This is a genomic window from Streptomyces sp. NPDC033966, from assembly GCF_055575955.1.
Genome location: NZ_JBVIRQ010000017.1, coordinates 80,724 through 98,571 on the forward strand (window position 1 = coordinate 80,724; position 17,848 = coordinate 98,571).

Genomic DNA, 17,848 nt, shown 5'->3' on the forward strand with positions numbered 1-17,848 from the left:
ACCGCACGGGGCGGCGCGGCGGCGGCGCGGTGGCGGCGCGGTGGTGACGTAGCAACACGGAAACCGCTCAGACGGCGCCCTGCGCCGCCAACTCCCTTGCCGCCTCGGTCAAGTCCTTCGCCGTGTCGATCGCCCGCCAGTACGCCCCCTGCGGCAGCGGAAAGCCCGCCAGCCGCCGCTCCCGCGCCAGCCGCGGGAACGTCGTCCGCTCGTGGTCCCCCAAGTCCGGCAGCAGCGAGGCGAATCCGGGAGCGAACACGTACACCCCGGCGTTGATCGGATAAGGCGACGGCGGAGCCTCGATGAAGTCCAGCACCTGCCCGAACTCGTTCGTCTCCACCACCCCCCACGGCATCCGCGGCCGCGCCAGCGCCAGCGTCGCCACCGCCTCCCGCTCCTCGTGGAACGCCGCCATCTCCCGCAGCGGAAAACGCGTCCACACGTCCCCGTTGGTCGCGTACCAGGCCCCGTCCGGACGCGGCAGCCGCCGCGCCGCGAACTTCAGCCCGCCCCCGCGCCCCAGCGGCTCCTCCTCCACCACCGTCGTCACCCGCAACGGCAGCACGGCCTCCGCCAGCCACTCCTGGAGCACTTCCGCCAGATGTCCGCACGACACCACCGCGTCAGTCACCCCCTCGGCGGCCAGCCACGCCAACTGGTGGCCGATGATGGGCAGTCCGGTACCGGGGATCTCCACCATCGGCTTCGGCCGGTGGTCCGTATACGGCCGCAGCCGCGAACCCTGCCCGCCCGCCAGGACGACAGCCTGGGTGGGAGGGGCCGGGAACGCGGCCGCGTCATCGGTGGTTTGGGGTGGTTCGGGGCCGATCTCGGTCATGGCCGCCAGCGTAGGGACGGCCCCCGCCCCCGACGGGGCAGGCGCGACGGGCCGTCAGCCCATCGAGGCGACACCGGTCGCGTACGAGGTGTCGCACACGGGGCGCGCGTACGACTGGGCCTTCGTCGGCCCGTAGGCCTCCACGGCGGCCCGGCCCAGCGCCCGCGCGATGCTCACGCAGTGCTCCGCCAGCGACGGCCGTCCGTTCACCTCCTGCTGGAGGTGCGTGAGCACGGTGCCCGGCTGCTCGCCCTGCTGGAGCTCGCCGAGGAGCTTGTCGCGCAGCAGGTCCTGGGGTGCGGCCGGCTTCTTCGGGACGGAGACGTCCTCGGCGGAGGCGGTCAGGATCTGGGAGGAGTTGTCCGCCCAGGGGACCATGGTGACCGCGAGGGTCCCGGACAGCACCAGGACGACGGGCAGGACCAGGGCGAGGGAACGGCCGATTCGGCGGGCAGTGTGGGTCACGAGGGCGAGAGTAGCGCTCGGTGAGGATTTGGCGACATTTAGTCACCCGGTCGGGGGATGGTTCGACGTGGCTTTTCGATTTAAGGGTTGACGAGTGCGGCCGAATGGCCCGGTCTGGCGGGGTTCGCGGAGCCGGCCCCCGCAACTGCCGCGGCAGGGGCGCCCCTTGGCGGAACGCCCCTGCCCGTCACTCAGTTGGACAGCCGTGCACCGGAAGACGTCGAGAAAACATGGATCTCGTCCGCACGCGGCACCACGTGCAGCGAGGAGCCCTTCTCGGGCACCTGGCGGCCGTTCACGCGCACCACGATGTCCTGGCCGTCGTGGCTGCCGTACACGTACCCGTCGGCGCCCAGCTCCTCGACCACGTTCACGGTGATCGTCAGGCCGCCGGTGTCGCCGATGTCGAAGTGCTCGGGGCGCACGCCGACGGTGACGGTCCTGTCGCCCGAGTCGGCGGCGGCGGACAGCGCCTCGCGCGACACCGGGACCACGCTCTCGCCGAACTTCACACCGCCGTCGGTGATCGGCACCTCGACGAGGTTCATGGCGGGCGAGCCGATGAACCCGGCGACGAACAGGTTCGCCGGCCGGTCGTACATGTTGCGCGGGGTGTCGACCTGCTGGAGCAGTCCGTCCTTCAGCACGGCCACGCGGTCGCCCATCGTCATGGCCTCGACCTGGTCGTGGGTGACGTACACGGTGGTGATGCCGAGGTCGCGCTGGAGCGCGGCGATCTGCGTACGGGTGGACACGCGGAGCTTGGCGTCGAGGTTCGACAGCGGCTCGTCCATGAGGAACACCTGCGGCTTGCGCACGATGGCCCGGCCCATGGCGACGCGCTGGCGCTGGCCGCCGGAGAGCGCCTTCGGCTTGCGGTCGAGGTACTGGGTCAGGTCCAGCATCTTCGCCGCCTCCTCCACCTTGCGGCGGATGGTGGCCTTGTCCTCACCGGCGATCTTGAGCGCGAAGCCCATGTTGTCGGCGACCGACATGTGCGGGTACAGCGCGTAGTTCTGGAACACCATCGCGATGTCCCGGTCCTTGGGCGGCAGGTGCGTGACGTCGCGGTCGCCGATGCGGATGGCGCCGCCGTTGACGTCCTCCAGGCCCGCGAGCATGCGCAGGGAGGTGGACTTGCCGCAGCCGGAGGGGCCGACGAGGACGAGGAACTCGCCGTCCTCGATCTCCAGCTCCAGCTGGTCGACGGCGGGCTTGTCGCCGCCCGGGTAGAGGCGGGTCGCCTTGTCGAAGGTGACAGAAGCCATGGTGGTGAATCCCTTCTACCGGCAGGAACGTGCCGGACGATCCGAGTGGAAGGTCTAGTCCAGTCGACTGGACTCCGCCCGACGCTACCTCGCGGCACGGCTCCTGTCAGCAATCTGACGGCCCGGATTGCGGACGGGGGCGGCGGTCCGGGGTTCCGGTGCCGGATCAATGTGATGGCTCGGGGAATCGGGCGCTGTGTAGAGTGATGGCGGCTCCACGCGCAGTAGGTCGCGGGTGGTGTTGTGCCGCCTTAGCTCAGTTGGCTAGAGCGCTTGACTTGTAATCTTGAGGTCGTCGGTTCGATTCCGACAGGCGGCTCCGTCCCAGGTCAGAGGGTTAACGACCAAGGGGATGCGTACAGAAGCGAAAGGCCCCGGGTGATCACCCGGGGCCTTTTCGTATGCCTCAGTCGCGGCCCGAGACGCGGTTCGCCAGGCGGGCCAGGGGGGTCGTCGTGGGGCGGTGGGCGGTGGCTTCGCGGCGGTCCGCCTCGCGGTAGGCGGCGTAGAGGGCGTGGACGCCGAGCCAGCGGAAGGGTTCCGGCTCCCAGCGGCGGACGCGGTGGTGGACCCAGGGGAGGGCGGTCAGCTCCGTGCGGTCGCCGAGGACCAGGTCGCGCAGGGTGCGGGCGGCGAGGTTGGCGGTGGCGACGCCCGAGCCGACGTAGCCGCCGGCCCAGCCCAGGCCCGTGGTGGCGTCCAGGGTGACCGTGGCGCACCAGTCGCGGGGGACGCCGAGGACGCCGGACCAGGCGTGGGTGACCGGGGTGCCCGTGAGGAGCGGGAAGAAGGTGGTGAGGAGGGTGGTGAGGGCGGCGATGGTGGCGGGCTGGGTGCGGCCGTCGTTGTCGGTGCGGGAGCCGAAGCGGTACGGGACCCCGCGGCCGCCGATCGCGATGCGGTCGTCGGCGGTGCGCTGGGCGTACATGTAGGCGTGGGCCATGTCGCCGAGGAGCGGGGCGTCCTGCCAGCCCAGCTGCTCCCAGACCGAGGGCGGCAGGGGGGCCGTGACGATCATCGAGGAGTTCATGGGGAGCCAGGTGCGCTTCTGGCCCTTGAGGGCGGCGGTGAAGCCCTCGGTGCAGCGCAGGACGTACGGGGCGCGGACGGTGCCGTACGGGGTGACGGCGCGGCGGGGGGCGATCTCGGTCACCGGGGTGGATTCGTGGATCACGACGCCGAGGCGGTCGCATGCGGCGGCCAGGCCGCGGACGAGCTTGAGGGGGTGGATGCGGGCGCCGTGGGGGGTCCAGCTGGAGCCGACGGCGTCGGCGATGTCGATGCGGGCGCGGGTGGCGGGGGCGTCGTACAGCTCGCGCTCGGTCTCGCCGAAGGAGAGTTCGGCGGTGTGGAAGGCCTTGAGGCGGGTGAGCTGGGCGGGGGTGCGGGCGACTTCGAGGACTCCGCCGCGGTGGACGTCGGCGTCGATGCCCTCCTCGGCGGCGGTGTCGATGACTTCGGTGACGGTGTCGTTCATGGCGTGCTGGAGGCGGCGGGCGGCTTCGTGGCCGTGCAGGGCGGCGTAGCGGTCGCGGCCGGCGATGCCGTTGTAGAGCCAGCCGCCGTTGCGGCCGGAGGCGCCGTAGCCGCAGAACTTCTGCTCCAGGACGGTGACGCGGAGGTCGGGGGCGGCGCGCTTGAGGTAGTAGGCGGTCCACAGGCCGGTGTAGCCGCCGCCGACGATGACGACGTCTGCCGTGGCGTCGGTGGTGAGGGGTGCCCGGGGTGGCTGGTGGGCCGTCGTGTCGGTCGCGTACCAGAAGGAGATACCGCCGTTGATCGTCATGGGGGAGTTGCTACACGGGGTCGCGCGGGGGTGTCCAGGTACCGGATGTCGTGGCCGGGGCCCGGTTGCGCGGCGGGATGTGCGATGTGCGGGCGGGGACGTCCGCCGTAGGGTGGCGCGGGGTTCGTACCGGTTCGGGAAGGGGTGTTCGGGTGGTGGAGGCGTTCCTGGAGCGCTGGGGGCTGCGGGTGACCGGGCCGGGGATGCGCGGGATGACGGCGGTGGTGCTGCCGGTGGAGCGGGCGGACGGTACGGCGGCGGCGTTGAAGGTGCTGACCCCGGACGAGGAGACGGTCGGGGAGCCGCTCGCGCTGCGCGCGTGGGGCGGGCGGGGCAGCGTACGGCTGCTGGAGTACGACGCGCCGACGGGGACGCTGCTGCTGGAGCGGCTGGACGAGAAGCGGCCCCTGTCGCGGTTGGCGCGGCGGGACGCGCGGGCGGCGGTGGGGGTGATCGGGGAGCTGCTGGCGCGGCTGTGCGCGGTGCCGGCGCCGGAGGGGCTGCGGGGGCTCGGGGGGATCGCGGCGGGGATGCTGGAGCGGGTGCCGCGGGCGGCGGCCGGGCTGGCTTCGGCGGCGGACCGGCGGGTGCTGCGGGACTGTGCGGGGGCGCTGGCGGAGGTGGCGGGGGAGCCGGGTGACCGGCTGCTGCACTGGGACCTGCACTTCGGGAACGTGCTGGCGGGCGAGCGCGAGCCGTGGCTGGCGATCGATCCGAAGCCGCTGGCCGGGGATCCGGGTTTCGAGCTGCTGCCGTCGCTGGTGAACGAGTACCGGGAGCGGGACGTGCGGTGGCGGTTCGACCTGCTGACGGAGGCGCTGGGGGCGGACCGGGCGCGGGCGCGGGCGTGGACGCTGGGCCGGGTGCTGCAGAACTGTCTGTGGGAGGTGGAGGAGGGCTGCCGGCGGCTGCCGCGCCGTGAGGTGGCGGTGGCGGGGCTGCTGCTGGGGCGGTGAGGGGCCCGGCCTGATCCGAAAGACACGGCCTAGGGTGGCGGGATGATCCGTGCTGCCGTTGTTGACGATGTTGCCGAAATCCACTCCATGATCCGGGAGTTGGCGGAGTACGAGAAGGTGCCGCATGAGGCGCGTGCGACGCCGGAGCAGTTGCGCGAGGCGCTGTTCGGGGAGCGCCCGGCGGTGTTCGCGCACATCGCGGAGACGGACTCCGGGGAGGTGGCGGGCTTCTCGGTGTGGTTCCTGAGCTTCTCGACGTGGCGCGGGGTGCACGGGATCTACCTGGAGGACCTGTACGTACGGCCGGGCGTGCGCGGGGGCGGGTACGGGAAGGCGCTGCTGGCGGAGCTGGCGCGGACGTGCGTGGAGCGCGGGTACGAGCGGCTGGAGTGGTCGGTGCTGAAGTGGAACGCGCCGACGATCGCGTTCTACGAGGCGCTGGGTGCGCGGCCGCAGGAGGAGTGGTCGGTGTACCGGCTGACGGACGGGGCGCTGGCGCGGCTGGGTGGGGCGGGATAGCGGGGCCGTTGTCGGTGCCGTGGGCCACGATGTGCGTATGGCGCGGAACGGGCAGGCGAAGGTGAAGGAGGCCCGGCGGCCGGAGGTACGGCTGCCGGAGCTGACGGGGTGGGAAGGCGGTGGGCTGGAGCCGGACGGGGATTACGACGGGCTGGAGTTCGCGGACCTGGATCTGGCGGGGCAGGAGGGCGTCGGGGCGCGGTTCCTGGACTGCGCGCTGCGGCGGTGCGGGCTGGACGGGGCGGGGCTGGCGAAGGCGCGGTTCCTGGACTCGGTGCTGGAGGGGGTCCGGGGGGTGGGGACCGACCTGTCGGGGGCTTCGCTGCGGGACGTGGAGCTGGTGGAGGCCCGGCTGGGCGGGGTGCAGCTGCACGGGGCGGTGCTGGAGCGGGTCCTCGTACGCGGCGGCAAGATCGACTACCTGAACCTGCGGGCGGCGCGGCTGCGGGACGTGGTGTTCGAGGGGTGCGTGCTCGTGGAGCCGGACTTCGGCGGGGCGGTGCTGGAGCGGGTGGAGTTCCGGGACTGCGTGGTGCGGGGCGCGGACCTGACGGGGGCGCGGCTGGCGGAGGTGGACCTGCGGGGGGCCGCCGAGCTGGGCATCGCGCGGGGGGTGGAGTCACTGGCGGGGGCGGTGATCAGTCCCGGGCAGCTGTTCGAGCTGGCTCCGGCGCTGGCGGCGCACCTGGGGCTGCGGGTGGTGGGGTAGCGGGGGCGGTGCACGGGTCCGGCCCGTACGGACGGGGGTCGTACGGGCCGGGTGTGCGGGGGCGGCGTCAGTGCTTCTTCGGTTCCTCGGCGTTGCGCCAGACCGTGAGGTCCACGGTGATGTAGTTGCTCGCGTCCTTCGTGCCCGACTTGCCGCGGTACGTCGCCACCGCGATGTGCCCGGCGTTGCTGAGCACGCAGATCTCGGAGCCGTCGGTGAGCTGGTCGAGGCCGATCTTCTCGGTGTAGCGGGTCTCCGCGCGGCAGGTCTCCAGTGAGCCCTTCTGGGCGTTGTTCAGGACGACGAGCTTGCCGTTGGCGGTGCCGACCTTCGTCTCTCCGAACAGGGTGTCGTAGTAGTAGTAGAAGTCGCCGCCGTTGTAGAGGACGCCGCTGTTGCCGCCCGTGACCGGGCGCGGCGGGTTGTCGGCGAGCATCACCTGGTAGTTGGCCGTGATGTTGATGCCCTGGTAGGAGGCGGGGGCGGGGTCGGGCCGCTTCTGGTTGCCGTTCTGGGAGCCGGAGCTTCCGGGGCTGGGGGCGGTGGCGTTCCCGCTGTTGCCGCGGCTGCTGCCGCTGCTGCCGGCGCTGCTCTTCCTGCCCTTGTCGGAGCCGTCGGGCAGCAGGGAGACGATGACCGCGATGCCGATGATCGCGCCGATGACGGCTCCGGCGATGATCCGGCCCTTGGGCTTCGAGTTCTGCGGGACGGGCGGGTAGCCGGCCGGCTGGTGGAGCGGCGTCGGCGTCGGGTAGCCCGGGGCCGGGTAGCCGGGCGGCGGGGTCTGGTACCCGGGCGGCGGAGTCTGGTAGCCGGGCGGGGGCGTCTGGTACCCGGGCGGTGGGGTGGGGTAGCCCGGGGCCGTCGCCGGGGCCGCCGGGGCCGTCTGCGTCGGCGCGTACGCCGGGGCCGGGGGCTGGAGCGGGTACGCGGCGGGCTGGGCGGGCCGCGCCGGGGCGGTGGCCGGCTGCGGGGGCGCGGAGAGTTCGGTCGGGGTGGGCGCGGCGGCGGGCTGCGGCGGCGGGGTCCCGGCCGGTTCGGGCAGCCGCAGGCGTTCGGTGATGGAACCGGCGACGGCCTTGGGGAGCCAGTCCTCGCCCTGGCGCAGCGGCGCGGGGGAGAGCGCGTGGCACATCTCGATGATCTCGGTGAGGCTGGGCCGTCCGGCGGGGTCGCGGCTGAGGCAGCGGGTCACGAGGGGCTTCAGCTCGGCGGGCAGGGCGCTGAGGTCGGGGTCCTCGTGGACGATGCGGTAGAGGATCGCGTGCGAGTTCCCGTCGCCGTACGCGGGCGCGCCGATCGCCGCGAAGGCGATGATCTGGCCGAGGGCGAAGATGTCGGTCGCGGCGGTGACCGTACCGGTGGAGGCCTGCTCGGGCGCCATGAAGGCGGGCGTGCCGACGCTGACGCCGCTGCTGGTGAGGGACGTGGCGTCGGCGGCGCGGGCGATGCCGAAGTCGATGACGCGGGGGCCGTCGGAGGCGAGGAGCACGTTCGCCGGCTTCAGGTCGCGGTGGACGATGTCCGCGCCGTGGATGACGTGCAGGGCCTCGGCGACCCCGATGGTCAGCAGCAGGACGCTGCGCAGCGGCAGCCGGCCGTGGCCGGAGACGGCGTGCGCGAGGGAGGGGCCCGGTACGTATGCGGTGGCCAGCCAGGGCTGCGCGCCGTCGGTGTCGAAGTCGATGACGGGTGCCGTGTACAGCCCCTGCACCCGCTGCGCGGCGCGCACTTCCTGCTGGAACCGCCGCCGGAACTCGGGGTCTTCGCTGAACTCGGGCCGGATCACCTTGAGGGCGACGGGCCGTCCGCCGAGCGTGTACGAGAGGTAGACCTTGCCCATGCCGCCCGCGCCGAGGACGGCGCTGAGCCGGTAGCCGCCCACGGTGGCCGGGTCGTCCTGCCCGAGCGGTTGGAAGAGTTCGGCCGGATGTGTGCCGCTCATGAAGATAACCGTCCCCCATCAGGCAGTTGTGAACCTGCCGACGTCCGAAACCAACCGGGAGAGGGTATCCAACACCGGCCCCGGTCGGCCGTCGGGCGGGCGCCGATCAGGCGGGTACGCGGGGGAAGCGGGACTGGAGCGTCCAGATGACCGGGTTGTCGCCGAGGCCCTCGTGCATGTCGACGAGGTCGGCGATCAGGTCGTGGAGGAAGTCGCGGGCTTCGCGGCGCAGCAGGCGATGGCTGAAGGTGAGGGGTTCTTCCTCGGGGGCCATCCAGTCGGCTTCGACGTCGACCCAGCCGAAGCGGCGCTCGAAGAGCATGCGGTCGGCGGACTCGGTGAAGTCGAGTTCGGCGTACTGGCGGTTGGCGGAGCGACTGCCGCGGGGGTCTTCGTCGAGCTGCTCGACGATGTCGCACAGCGCCCAGGCGAAGTCGAGTACGGGTACCCATCCCCAGGCTGTGGACACTTCCGTGTCCTTTTCGGTGTCGGCGAGGTAGACGTCGCCGCAGAACAGGTCGTGGCGCAGGGTGTGGACGTCCGCGGAGCGGTAGTCGGTCTGCGGGGGGTCGGGGAAGCGCCGGGAGAGGGAGTAGCCGATGTCGAGCACGTTCCCGATGGTGTCACGGGTGCGCCTCTCCCGGCGCGGGGGGCTGCGGGGTGGGGTCAGCGGACGTTGACGGCCGTCCAGGCGGCGGCCACGCGGGCGGTCTCGGGCGCGGAGGGGCCGTAGAGGTCGGCCGCGGCGCGGAGGGTGGCGGTGCGGGCGCCGGCGTAGTTGGTGGTGGAGCGCATGTAGAGGGTCAGCGCCCGGTACCAGATGCGGGTGGCCTTGTCGCGGCCGATGCCGAGGAGCTGGGAGCCGTCGTGGGTGGGGGAGTCGTAGGCGATGCCGTCGATGACCTTGGGGCCGCTGCCCTCGGCGAGGAGGTAGTAGAAGTGGCGGGCGGGGCCGGAGGCGGAGTGCGGGTCGAGGCCGGCGAGGTCGGACGACCAGTAGTCGCGGGAGACGCCGTCGGCGCTGGGGCGGTCCATGCGGCGGGGCGGGCCGTCGAAGACGCGCTCGCCGAGGAGGTAGTCGCCGGGGTCGGCCTTGTTCTCCGCGAAGAACTCGCCGGCGGTGGCGAGGATGTCCGAGGTGCCCTCGTTGAGGGCGCCGGGCTCGCCGCTGTAGCCGAGGCGGGCGGTGGAGGCGGTCAGGCCGTGGGCCAGTTCGTGGCCGACGACGTCGAGGGAGGTCGGCGGGCGTCCGGGGGTGCTGCCGTCGCCGTAGGTGACGCAGGCGCAGCTGTCGCTCCAGAAGGCGTTGCCGAAGCCGCTGCCGTAGTGGACGCGGGAGGTGGTGCCTACGCCGTCGCCGCGGACGCCGTTGCGGTTGAAGGCGGCCTTGTAGAAGTCCCAGGTCACGGCGGTGGCGTAGTGGACGTCGGCGGCCGCGGTCTGGCGGTGGTCGGGGGTGCCGTCGCCCCAGGTGTTGTCGGCGTCGTTGAAGGGGACGCCGGGGTTGTTGGTCTGGTTCAGGGCGTCGAGGGTGCGCTGGCCGCCGCGGGTGGGGTCCTGGAGCTGGTAGGCGGTGCCGGTGTACGTGGTCCCGAGGGGGACGGTGCCGGAGTACTGGGTGAGGCCGGTGCCGGTGGCTCCGCCCGTGGCTCCGCCGGTGGCCGTGGTGGGGGTGGCGGCGGCGGTGGTGGCGGCTGCGGTGGCGGGGGTGGTGGTCGTGAGGGCGGCCGCGCCGAGCAGGGCCGCGGTGGCGGCGGTGAGGGCGAGGCGGCGGGGGCGGCGGGGGCGGTGGGGGTGTGACACGCGGGCTCCTTCGCGGTGGCCGGGGTGGCGGCGGGGCCGAGCGTGTCATTGGGGGTGGGGGGTGGGGCAGGTGTCCGGCGGGGGGTTGTCCGAAGAGCGGGGCGGACTGTCCGGATCCGGACCCTTGCCGTTGCCCTGGCCGGGCGGGGGTGGGTGGGTTAGTTGTCCAGGGCCTGGTACGTCGTCGTCCAGAAGTCGTGGATGACTCGGGCCGGGGCCGGGGTGGACAGGCCCACCTGCATCAGGAGGATGCCGGTGAGCTGGTTGTGCGGGTCGGCGTAGACCGAGGTGCCGGTGCCGCCGTCCCAGCCGAACTGGCCGACGGGTGCGTAGTCGCCGCGGTAGGTGCGGACCGCCATGCCGAAGCCCCAGCCGCCCTGCTGGCCCTGGCCGAAGGACACGTGGACGGCGCCCCGGGCCAGGGCGGAGCGGGCGCTCTCCTGCTCGGCGGTGAGGCTGTTGGTGGTCATCAGCTCGACGGCGGGCCGGGACAGGACGCGCTCGGTGCCGTGCGTGCCCCGGTTCAGGAGCATGCGGAAGTAGGCGTGGTAGTCGTCGACGGTGGAGACCAGGCCGCCGCCGCCGGACTGGAACTGCGGGGCCTGGCTGTAGCGGCCGCCCTCGGCCTCGTCCCACACCATGAACTCGCCGGTCATCGGGTTGGGCGCGTAGCAGGGGGGCAGCCGGTCGATCTTGTCGCCGGGGACGTGGAAGCCGGTGTCCTTCATGCCCAGCGGGTCGAGGACGCGCTCGCGCAGGACCGTCTCGAACGGCTTGCACGTGACCCGGGAGACGAGCACGCCGAGGACGTCGTGGCTGATGTGGTAGCTCCACTGCTCGCCGGGCTGGTACATCAGCGGGAGCTCGCCGAGGCGGCGCATCCACTCGTCCTGCTCGGGCGCCGGGTCCACGCCCTGGCTGAAGACGGCCTTCTCCTGGAGGGCGACCTGGATCGGGGAGCCGAACGTCGACAGGTCGACGCCGAGCCCGAAGGTGGAGGTGACCAGGTCCCGGACGGTGATCGGCCGCTTCGCCGGCACGGTCTCGTCGAGCGGGGCGTCGGGCCGCGTCAGGACCTGGCGGTCGGCGAGCTCGGGCAGCCACTCCTCCACCAGGTCGTCCAGGCGCAGGCCGCACTCGTCGAGGAGGGCCATCACCGGGGCCATCGCGACCGGCTTGGACGTGGACGCCATCCGGAAGATCGTGTCGCGGCGCATCGGCGCGCCGCCGTCGTGGTGCGTCGTACCGATCGCCTCGACGTGCGTCTCGGCGCCGCGGCTGACGAGGGCGACGACTCCGGGGATCTTCCCCGAGTCGACGTGCCGGGTCAGGACGTCGCGCATCCTGCGCAGGCCCGCCTCGGAGAATCCGCTGCTCTGTCCCATGGTCGATCTCCCCGTGAATGTTTGGGAACTGCTGAACTCGCTCGAAGCTACATTGCGTTTATGGATCCGTCAACGAACTTGCGCGGCCTGTTTGGGCTTGTGGATTGGGGGTTGAAGGGTGTGTATTGCAATGACCGTGGGGGTGAATGCAATGGGGCCCCGGCGGTGGATTGCAATGGGCTCGGTGCGGGGGCATACTGCGCGTGTCGACGAGGGGAGGCGGGTTCCGATGCCCGGAGGACGGCTCACCGGCGAGGACCGCCGGAACATCGCGGCGTGGCTGGCCGAAGGCCTCGGATACACGGAGATCGGCCGCCGGCTGGGGCGGCCCGCCTCGACCGTCATGCGTGAGGTCACCCGCAACGGCGGGCCCGAGGAGTACGGGGCCGAGCGCGCGCAGGACGCCACCCGGGACCGTGCGCGCCGCGGCAAGCAGCCGGCACGGCCCCCGGCGCCGCAGGCCGCGGACGGCGGACACGGGCGTGACCCGCAGGCGGTGCGGGAGTTCACCGACTCCTTCACCGGGCTGCTGGCCAAGCAGGGGCTGCCCCCGATGGTCTCCAGGGTGCTGGCCTGCCTCTACACCACCGACTCGGGAGCCCTCACGGCCGCCGAACTGGTCGAGCGGCTCCACGTCAGCCCGGCGTCCGTCTCGCACGCCGTCACCTGGCTCGAACAGCAGGGGATGCTCCGGCGGGAACGGACCCCCGGCGCGCGCCGCGAGCGCTACGCCATCGACGACGAGCTGTGGCTGCGGTCGCTGCTGGCAGCCGCCCGGATGAACGACGTGCTCGTGGCGGAGTCGCGGCGCGGCGCCGAGATCCTCGGCGCCGCGACCCCGGCGGGAGCGCGCTTCGAGTCCTCCGTCGAGCTGCTCACGCTCGTGAACGAGTCCCTGCGGCGGTCGATGGAGGAGTGGGAACGGCGGCTGGCCGAGCGTGCCGCCACCGGCACCCCCTAGGGCCTGTCCGGTGGATCAGGGGCGGACAGGCCCTAGGAGGGCAGCAGGCGCTGTTCCTTGGCCACCGCCACCGCGCCCGCGCGGGTGTCGACGCCGAGCTTGTCGTAGATGCGGCCGAGGTGGGTCTTGACCGTGGCCTCGCTGATGAACAGCGCGCGGGCGATGTCGCGGTTGCCCAGGCCCCGGGCGAGCTGGCCCAGGATGTCGAGTTCGCGGTCGGTGAGGGTGGGCCGTGACGCGCCGCGCATGTGGGCCATGACCCGGCTCGCGACGGGCGCGGACAGCGTGGTGCGGCCGGCCGCCGCCGAGTGGATGGCGGCGAACAGCTCCTCCGGGCGTTCCGCCTTCAGCAGGTACCCGGTCGCGCCCGCGCCGATCGCCCGGGTGATATCGGCGTCCGTGTCGTACGTGGTGAGGACCAGGACGTGCGGCGGGCCGGGGAGGGCCGTGATGCGGCGGGTGGCCTCGACGCCGTCGATGCCCTCGCCCAGCTGGAGGTCCATCAGCACCACGTCCGGGCGGAGCTTGGCGGCCAGTGCGACCGCCTCCTCACCGCTGCCCGCCTCGCCGAGCACCTCGATGTCCGGCTCGCTGCCGAGGAGCGCGAGGAGTCCGGCGCGGACCACCACGTGGTCGTCGCAGAGGAGGATCGTCGTCATCCCGTGGGCTCCAGGGGGATAGAGGCGGAGAGGACGGTGCCCTCGCCGGGGGTGGATTCGATGGTCAGGGTGCCGCCGAGCTGGCGCACGCGGGCGCGTATGGCCGGGAGGCCGTGGCCCCGGCCGGGTTCGCCGCCGGCGTTGGGGGCGGCGTCGGTGAAGCCGGACCCGTCGTCCGCGATGTCCAGGACCACCTGGTCGCCGAGGAAGCTCAGGGTGAGGGCGGCGGTGTGCGCGTGCGCGTGCTCGCGGACGTTGGCCAGGGCGCCCTGGGCGATGCGCAGGAGGGCCGATTCGGTGCGGTCCGGGAGGGGGGTGGGTACGCCCTCCAGGTGGAAGCGGACCTCGACGCCGGGCCCGGCGTCCAGTGCGCGCAGGGCCTCGGCCAGGCCGGCGCCGTTGTCCAGCTCGGGCGGGGCCAGGTCGTGGACCAGCCGGCGGGCCTCGGCGAGGCCGCGGGCCGCGATGCCGTTGGCGGTGCGGACGTGCGCGCGGGCGGTGGCGGGGTCGCTGTCCCAGGTGCGGTCGGCGGCCTGGAGCAGCATCTGCTGGCTGGACAGGTGCTGGGCCAGGGTGTCGTGGATCTCCATGGACAGCCGCTGCCGTTCGGCGAGGGTGCCTTCGCGGCGTTCGGTGGCGGCGAGCTCCCGGCGGGTGCGGATCAGGTCGTCGATCAGCGCGCGCTGGGCGCGGGCCTGGCGCTCCATGTGGACGAAGACGGCCGTGGCGAGGGCGGCGATGGCGGGCGGGGCCAGGAGCAGGTTGGGGTCGAAGGCGGTGGAGAGCTTCATCTGGGCCGCGACGACGAAGACGGTGAGTACGGCGACCAGGGCGACGGCGGCGCGCGGGGGGAGGGTGCGCAGGGCGGTGAAGAACAGCGGCACGGCGCACCAGGCGAAGCTCGGCGCGAGCACGACGAGGACCACCCAGGTGGCGACGACGAGGCCGAGCCAGAGCCTGCGGCGCAGGGTGGGGGCGGGCGGGTCGGTGGCGGGGGCGGTGTGGGCGGCCTGGGTGGCGCCGACGGCGGGGCCGAGGACGTACAGCAGGGCCAGGGCGATGCTGAGGGAGATCACCCAGGGGGTGCGGGGTTCGCCGGGGTGGCGGAGCAGGAAGCGGGCCACCGACGCGCCGAGCAGGAGGAAGAACGCCGTGTGCATGACGGTGGCGAGGGTGCGGGTGTCCGGTGCGGTCGCGGGGTGCCGGGTCACGGCGTGGCTCCTGGGGGTGGGGCGGTGGTATCCATACTGCCGTTGCCCTGGCCGGGCCTCTGCCCTGGCCGGGCGGTGGTCGGTCGGGGCGTTGCCCTGCCGGGTCGGTTGCCCTGCCGGGCGGTTGCCCTGCCGGGCCGTTGCCCTGGCCGGGCGGGGTGCGGGTGGGGCGGGCTGCTGCGCGGTGCGGAGTCCCCTACCCGCCCTTCGCCCGTTCCCCGGGGCTCCGCCCCTGACCCCGGTACGGGCGCTCCGCGCCCGTCGCCTCGATCGCCGGCGGGGCCGGAAGATCCAGCCCCGCCGGCGATCGAGGCGACGGGCGTGTGGGGGCGGAGCCCCCGGAAGGGGTCCGGGCGCAGCCCTGGGGGTCCCCCCAGCGGTAGCTGGGGGAGGAACGGTGGAAGGGCGGGTACGGGACAGCCCCGCAGGGTGGGGCCCCCGACCAGGTAAACGGGCGGCCGGCCCACGCGCATCGGCCGATCGGTTGACCCCCGGGTCAGCCGGTGCGGTCGGACGGCCCAGCCGGTACGGGGACGGGCCGGGGCGGGGTCCGGGGCGAGGCTTGGAGGGAGCCAAGCCGACGACCCCACAGGAGCTGAAATGAACACCCGCACCCGCGTTCTCACCGGTACCGCCCTCGCCGTCGTCCTCGGCGCCGGGACCTTCGGCGCCGTCAGCGCCAGCGCCACCCCCGCCGCGCCGGCCAAGAAGGACTCGGACAAGAACTTCACTACCTCCACGCACCTCACCATCGGTGCCGCCACCCGCGCCGCGCAGGCCGCGCTGGAGGCCGCCGAGAAGGAGAACCAGAAGGTCACCGTCGCCGTGGTCGACCGCAACGGCAACACCATCGTCACCCTCCGCGGCGACGGTGCGGGCCCGCAGTCCTACGAGTCGGCGCAGCGCAAGGCCTACACCGCCGTGTCCTGGAACGCCCCGACGTCCGTCCTCGCCGGCCGCCTCGCGCAGGCCCCGAACCTGAAGGACATCCCCGGCACCCTCTTCCTCGGCGGCGGCGCCCCCGTCCAGGCGAGCGGCGCCCCGGTCGCCGGCATCGGCGTGGCCGGCGCCCCGAGCGGCGACCTGGACGAGAAGTTCGCCAAGGCCGGTGTGGAGTCCCTCCAGCAGTAAGGTTCCGCTCCCTCCGCTCCTTAGGATCGGTGTGTGGAACTCAAGCGCCTGGCCGTCCCCGCCGTCACCGCCCTGCTCGTCCTCGCGACGGGATGTACGGGCGCGACGGTGCAGGGGCGGCCCGGTGCGTCCGGGCTGCGGGACCCGTTCTTCCCCCGGGCGGGCAACGGCGGCTACCAGGTCGAGCACTACGCGCTGGACCTCGCCTACGACCCCGCCGACGGCCTGCTGCACGGCACGGCCGTCATCACCGCCCGCGCCGAGCAGGGGCTCAGCTCCTTCAACCTCGACCTGAGCGGGCTGAAGGTCGAGGGCGTGGACGTGCAGGGTGCGGGGGCCCGGTACAACCGGACCGGCAACGAGCTGACGGTGCGCCCGGCCAAGGACCTGAAGAAGGGCGAGGTCTTCCGTACGACGGTCGACTACGCCGGGCGGCCGAAGCCGGTCGTCGATCCGGACGGGTCGCACGAGGGCTGGATCACCACCGAGGACGGTGCGGTCGCCGTCGGCGAGCCGGTGGGGTCGATGGGCTGGTTCCCCGGCAACCACCACCCGAGCGACAAGGCCTCGTACGACGTGACGATCACCGTCCCGGACGGGTACGAGGCCGTGTCCAACGGGCAGCTGCGCTCCCGCCGGGAAGCGGGGGACGGGCGGACCGAGTTCGCGTGGCACAGCCCGGAGCCGATGGCGAGCTACCTGGCGACCGTCTCCATCGGGAAGTTCAAGGTGACCACCGGGCGGACCCCCTCGGGGGTCGAGGTGTACGACGCCGTCGCTCCCGGTGAGGCGGCGGGCAGTGAGGCGGCGCTCAAGCGGCTGCCGGAGATCGTGGAGTGGGGCAGCGCCAAGTTCGGCCCGTACCCCTTCGGCACCGCCGGTTCGATCGTGATGCCCGCGGGGACCATGGAGTACGCGCTGGAGACGCAGACCAAGCCCGTCTACTCGGGCGCGCCCGACGAGGAGCTCGTGCTGCACGAGCTGGCCCACCAGTGGTTCGGGAACTCGGTCTCGCCGAAGTCCTGGAAGGACATGTGGCTCAACGAGGGCTTCGCCACGTACGCGGAGTGGCTGTGGTCCGAGGACCGGGGCGGGATCAGCGCGCAGCGCCGTTTCGAGGCGTTCCTGGCGGGTGACACCTCGGTCGACGGCCAGGCCGGCGGGGACTGGGCCGCGTTCCCGCCCGCCGCCCCGCCCGATGCCGCCCACGTCTCCGACTCGCCGGTGTACTACCGGGGTGCGATGGTCCTGCACCGGATCCGGCAGGAGGTGGGGGACGAGAAGTTCTTCGACCTGGTGCGCGGCTGGGTCGCCGACCACCGGTACGGCAACGCGAGCACCGCGGACTTCACGGCGTACGCGGAGCGGCGTACGGGCCACGACCTGAAGAAGGTGTGGGACGTGTGGCTGTACGGGGAGGGGCGTCCCAAGGGGTAGGCCCCGGTGGCCGGTGTGCGTCGCGGTTCACGTGGAGCCGAACGGCAGCGGAGCCCCCTCCCCTCCCCGAAGAGGCGGGGAGGGGGCTCCGCTCCGTCGGGACGCGGGTCAGACGTTGACGCCGAAGTCCTGGGCGATGCCGACGAGGCCGGAGGCGTAGCCCTGGCCGACCGCGCGGAACTTCCACTCGGCGCCGTTGCGGTAGAGCTCGCCGAAGACCATGGCGGTCTCGGTGGCCGCGTCCTCGGAGAGGTCGTAGCGGGCGATCTCGGCGCCGCCGGCCTGGTTCACGACGCGGATGTAGGCGTTGCGGACCTGGCCGAAGTTCTGGCTGCGGGTCTCGGCGTCGTAGATCGAGACCGGGAAGACGATCTTGTCGACGTCGGCGGGGAGGCCCGCGAGGTTGACGTTGATGGCCTCGTCGTCGCCCACGCCCGCACCCGTGCGGTTGTCGCCGGTGTGGACGATGGTCTGGTCCGGGGTGGACTTGTTGTTGAAGAAGACGAAGTGGCCGTCGGAGACGACCTTGCCCATCGCGTTGACCGCGATGGCCGAGGCGTCGAGGTCGAAGTCGACACCGGTCGTCGTGCGCACGTCCCAGCCGAGGCCGACCGTGACGGCGCTGAGGCCGGGGGCCTCCTTCGAGAGCGAGACGTTGCCGCCCTTGGACAGGCTTACTGCCATTTTGACTGGTGTCCTTCCTCGACGCTTGACCGCTATGTGAGGTCAAGTTACCGCTGCCCTTCATAACGCGGGGAGGGGGCGCGGAGGTTCC

The 17,848-nt window shown here is 72.9% G+C and carries 17 protein-coding genes and 1 tRNA gene; 7 read left to right on the forward strand and 11 right to left on the reverse strand.

Annotated elements, in window-relative coordinates:
• Positions 1 to 67: 67 nt before the first annotated feature.
• From ACZ518_RS33775 to ACZ518_RS33785, 3 genes are all read right to left on the reverse strand, one after another.
• Positions 68 to 838, reverse strand: coding sequence for a nucleotidyltransferase family protein (locus ACZ518_RS33775; RefSeq protein WP_469116840.1), 771 nt, complete (start codon positions 836 to 838; stop codon positions 68 to 70).
• A gap of 54 nt (positions 839 to 892) precedes the next feature.
• Entirely contained in the window at positions 893 to 1,303 is a 411-nt protein-coding gene (locus ACZ518_RS33780; protein ID WP_007265522.1) for a hypothetical protein, read from the reverse strand.
• A gap of 191 nt (positions 1,304 to 1,494) precedes the next feature.
• Positions 1,495 to 2,571: an ABC transporter ATP-binding protein gene (locus ACZ518_RS33785; protein WP_469116841.1), complete on the reverse strand. Its 1,077-nt coding sequence runs from the start codon at positions 2,569 to 2,571 to the stop codon at positions 1,495 to 1,497.
• 245 nt (positions 2,572 to 2,816) lie between these two features.
• Here ACZ518_RS33785 and ACZ518_RS33790 point away from each other — a divergent pair.
• A tRNA-Thr gene (locus ACZ518_RS33790) sits at positions 2,817 to 2,890 on the forward strand.
• Positions 2,891 to 2,977: 87 nt separating this feature from the next.
• On the opposite strand, the gene ACZ518_RS33795 is transcribed toward ACZ518_RS33790, so the two are convergent.
• Positions 2,978 to 4,357 (reverse strand): NAD(P)/FAD-dependent oxidoreductase, encoded by a 1,380-nt coding sequence (locus ACZ518_RS33795; RefSeq protein ID WP_469116842.1) that lies wholly within the window; start codon positions 4,355 to 4,357, stop codon positions 2,978 to 2,980.
• Between the two features lie 77 nt (positions 4,358 to 4,434).
• On the opposite strand from ACZ518_RS33795, the gene ACZ518_RS33800 reads away from it, so the two are divergent.
• From ACZ518_RS33800 to ACZ518_RS33810, 3 genes are read left to right on the forward strand one after another with little or no spacing between them, the layout of a single operon-like run.
• Positions 4,435 to 5,313, forward strand: coding sequence for an aminoglycoside phosphotransferase family protein (locus ACZ518_RS33800; RefSeq protein ID WP_469116843.1), 879 nt, complete (start codon positions 4,435 to 4,437; stop codon positions 5,311 to 5,313).
• Between the two features lie 42 nt (positions 5,314 to 5,355).
• Positions 5,356 to 5,832 carry a GNAT family N-acetyltransferase gene (locus tag ACZ518_RS33805; RefSeq protein WP_469116844.1) on the forward strand — a complete coding sequence of 159 codons (477 nt, stop codon included), beginning with the start codon at positions 5,356 to 5,358 and terminating at the stop codon, positions 5,830 to 5,832.
• Between the two features lie 37 nt (positions 5,833 to 5,869).
• Positions 5,870 to 6,541 (forward strand): pentapeptide repeat-containing protein, encoded by a 672-nt coding sequence (locus ACZ518_RS33810; protein ID WP_469116845.1) that lies wholly within the window; start codon positions 5,870 to 5,872, stop codon positions 6,539 to 6,541.
• Between the two features lie 67 nt (positions 6,542 to 6,608).
• On the opposite strand, the gene ACZ518_RS33815 is transcribed toward ACZ518_RS33810, so the two are convergent.
• The 4 genes from ACZ518_RS33815 to ACZ518_RS33830 form a co-directional block, all read right to left on the reverse strand.
• Complete coding sequence (locus ACZ518_RS33815) at positions 6,609 to 8,486, reverse strand: serine/threonine-protein kinase (RefSeq protein ID WP_469116846.1); 1,878 nt, start codon at positions 8,484 to 8,486, stop codon at positions 6,609 to 6,611.
• Positions 8,487 to 8,592: 106 nt separating this feature from the next.
• Positions 8,593 to 9,096 carry a hypothetical protein gene (locus ACZ518_RS33820; protein ID WP_469116847.1) on the reverse strand — a complete coding sequence of 168 codons (504 nt, stop codon included), beginning with the start codon at positions 9,094 to 9,096 and terminating at the stop codon, positions 8,593 to 8,595.
• A gap of 56 nt (positions 9,097 to 9,152) precedes the next feature.
• Positions 9,153 to 10,289, reverse strand: a complete 1,137-nt coding sequence (locus ACZ518_RS33825; RefSeq protein ID WP_469116848.1) for a M4 family metallopeptidase — start codon at positions 10,287 to 10,289, stop codon at positions 9,153 to 9,155.
• 158 nt (positions 10,290 to 10,447) lie between these two features.
• The gene (locus ACZ518_RS33830; RefSeq protein ID WP_469116849.1) at positions 10,448 to 11,674 is read right to left on the reverse strand and encodes a serine hydrolase domain-containing protein; all 1,227 of its coding nucleotides are present in this window, start codon (positions 11,672 to 11,674) and stop codon (positions 10,448 to 10,450) included.
• A 229-nt stretch (positions 11,675 to 11,903) separates the two neighbouring features.
• On the opposite strand from ACZ518_RS33830, the gene ACZ518_RS33835 reads away from it, so the two are divergent.
• Positions 11,904 to 12,635, forward strand: coding sequence for a GbsR/MarR family transcriptional regulator (locus ACZ518_RS33835; RefSeq protein WP_469116850.1), 732 nt, complete (start codon positions 11,904 to 11,906; stop codon positions 12,633 to 12,635).
• Positions 12,636 to 12,667: 32 nt separating this feature from the next.
• On the opposite strand, the gene ACZ518_RS33840 is transcribed toward ACZ518_RS33835, so the two are convergent.
• Both ACZ518_RS33840 and ACZ518_RS33845 read right to left on the reverse strand, forming a co-directional pair.
• Positions 12,668 to 13,294 carry a response regulator gene (locus ACZ518_RS33840; RefSeq protein WP_469116851.1) on the reverse strand — a complete coding sequence of 209 codons (627 nt, stop codon included), beginning with the start codon at positions 13,292 to 13,294 and terminating at the stop codon, positions 12,668 to 12,670.
• Positions 13,291 to 14,454, reverse strand: coding sequence for a sensor histidine kinase (locus ACZ518_RS33845; protein ID WP_469116907.1), 1,164 nt, complete (start codon positions 14,452 to 14,454; stop codon positions 13,291 to 13,293). Before ACZ518_RS33845 ends, ACZ518_RS33840 begins: the two co-directional genes overlap by 4 nt.
• Positions 14,455 to 15,105: 651 nt before the next feature.
• Between ACZ518_RS33845 and ACZ518_RS33850 the strand changes: the two genes are divergently transcribed.
• The gene (locus tag ACZ518_RS33850; RefSeq protein WP_469116852.1) at positions 15,106 to 15,636 is read left to right on the forward strand and encodes a GlcG/HbpS family heme-binding protein; all 531 of its coding nucleotides are present in this window, start codon (positions 15,106 to 15,108) and stop codon (positions 15,634 to 15,636) included.
• A 33-nt stretch (positions 15,637 to 15,669) separates the two neighbouring features.
• On the forward strand, positions 15,670 to 17,073 hold the full coding sequence (locus ACZ518_RS33855) for a M1 family metallopeptidase (protein ID WP_469116853.1): 1,404 nt from the start codon (positions 15,670 to 15,672) through the stop codon (positions 17,071 to 17,073).
• A 108-nt stretch (positions 17,074 to 17,181) separates the two neighbouring features.
• Here ACZ518_RS33855 and ACZ518_RS33860 read toward each other — a convergent pair whose 3' ends face one another.
• Positions 17,182 to 17,757: a TerD family protein gene (locus ACZ518_RS33860; protein ID WP_469116854.1), complete on the reverse strand. Its 576-nt coding sequence runs from the start codon at positions 17,755 to 17,757 to the stop codon at positions 17,182 to 17,184.
• Positions 17,758 to 17,848 lie beyond the last annotated feature (91 nt).

Coding starts and splice junctions, on each gene's coding strand:
- ACZ518_RS33775 (WP_469116840.1), bottom strand. CDS start 838: ATGACCGAGATCGGCCCCGAACCACCCCAAACCACCGATGACGCGGCC.
- ACZ518_RS33785 (WP_469116841.1), bottom strand. CDS start 2,571: ATGGCTTCTGTCACCTTCGACAAGGCGACCCGCCTCTACCCGGGCGGC.
- ACZ518_RS33795 (WP_469116842.1), bottom strand. CDS start 4,357: ATGACGATCAACGGCGGTATCTCCTTCTGGTACGCGACCGACACGACG.
- ACZ518_RS33800 (WP_469116843.1), top strand. CDS start 4,435: ATGTGCGATGTGCGGGCGGGGACGTCCGCCGTAGGGTGGCGCGGGGTT.
- ACZ518_RS33805 (WP_469116844.1), top strand. CDS start 5,356: ATGATCCGTGCTGCCGTTGTTGACGATGTTGCCGAAATCCACTCCATG.
- ACZ518_RS33810 (WP_469116845.1), top strand. CDS start 5,870: ATGGCGCGGAACGGGCAGGCGAAGGTGAAGGAGGCCCGGCGGCCGGAG.
- ACZ518_RS33815 (WP_469116846.1), bottom strand. CDS start 8,486: ATGAGCGGCACACATCCGGCCGAACTCTTCCAACCGCTCGGGCAGGAC.
- ACZ518_RS33830 (WP_469116849.1), bottom strand. CDS start 11,674: ATGGGACAGAGCAGCGGATTCTCCGAGGCGGGCCTGCGCAGGATGCGC.
- ACZ518_RS33835 (WP_469116850.1), top strand. CDS start 11,904: ATGCCCGGAGGACGGCTCACCGGCGAGGACCGCCGGAACATCGCGGCG.
- ACZ518_RS33840 (WP_469116851.1), bottom strand. CDS start 13,294: ATGACGACGATCCTCCTCTGCGACGACCACGTGGTGGTCCGCGCCGGA.
- ACZ518_RS33845 (WP_469116907.1), bottom strand. CDS start 14,454: ATGCACACGGCGTTCTTCCTCCTGCTCGGCGCGTCGGTGGCCCGCTTC.
- ACZ518_RS33850 (WP_469116852.1), top strand. CDS start 15,106: ATGAACACCCGCACCCGCGTTCTCACCGGTACCGCCCTCGCCGTCGTC.
- ACZ518_RS33860 (WP_469116854.1), bottom strand. CDS start 17,757: ATGGCAGTAAGCCTGTCCAAGGGCGGCAACGTCTCGCTCTCGAAGGAG.